We start from the raw sequence: 534 nt of genomic DNA on the forward strand, positions 1-534 counted from the left end.
CGTAGTATCCACACCAAGCCGGAATTATCCGGTGAGGCGCAATGTTGCGGGGGCTTTATCCCTGGTGGCATTGGTTGCTGGAAAGAGAAAACCCCCGCACGTTGAGAGGTAAAACCTGACAACAAAACGGGGGCTAATCTTGAAACCAGACACTTCAAGAATAGCCGCAAAATGTTGTCATTACAACAAGGCGGCTATATGACGCTCGCGCAGTTTGCCATGACTTTCTGGCACGACCTGGCAGCACCGATCCTGGCGGGGATTATTACCGCAGCGATTGTCAGCTGGTGGCGTAACCGGAAGTAAGGTGAAAACGGGCGTCAGGCTGCCGTGATGGCAATATGCGCCCGAAACCGGCCGCAGGGGTAACAGCCTGCGGCCATTTTTGTCTTTATCTCTTCCACAAGTAAATATTGGCAACCCGAGCTGGAAGCATCATCCAGAGCACTCATGAAACGACTGTAACAGCTGTTGAAAAACCGGAATGCACTCTTCATTGCAAACATTTCAGGGATGAAGTGAAGATGAATTGAG

The 534-nt window shown here is 50.9% G+C and carries 2 protein-coding genes; one reads left to right on the plus strand and one right to left on the minus strand.

Annotated elements, in window-relative coordinates; genetic code table 11:
• Positions 1-198 precede the first annotated feature (198 nt).
• Complete coding sequence (locus BHE85_RS18275; RefSeq protein ID WP_000170965.1) at positions 199-306, plus strand: type I toxin-antitoxin system toxin Ldr family protein; 108 nt, start codon at positions 199-201, stop codon at positions 304-306.
• A 14-nt stretch (positions 307-320) separates the two neighbouring features.
• On the opposite strand, the gene BHE85_RS27065 is transcribed toward BHE85_RS18275, so the two are convergent.
• A partial coding sequence (locus tag BHE85_RS27065; RefSeq protein ID WP_044326058.1) for a hypothetical protein occupies positions 321-534 on the minus strand: 214 nt, incomplete at its 5' end.

The sequence above is a fragment of the Shigella sp. FC1567 genome (assembly GCF_001743015.1).
Classification (GTDB): domain Bacteria; phylum Pseudomonadota; class Gammaproteobacteria; order Enterobacterales; family Enterobacteriaceae; genus Escherichia; species Escherichia coli.

Excerpts from the sequence above, each read along its gene's own strand:
- BHE85_RS18275 (WP_000170965.1), top strand. The coding sequence starts at position 199 with ATGACGCTCGCGCAGTTTGCCATGACTTTCTGGCACGACCTGGCAGCA.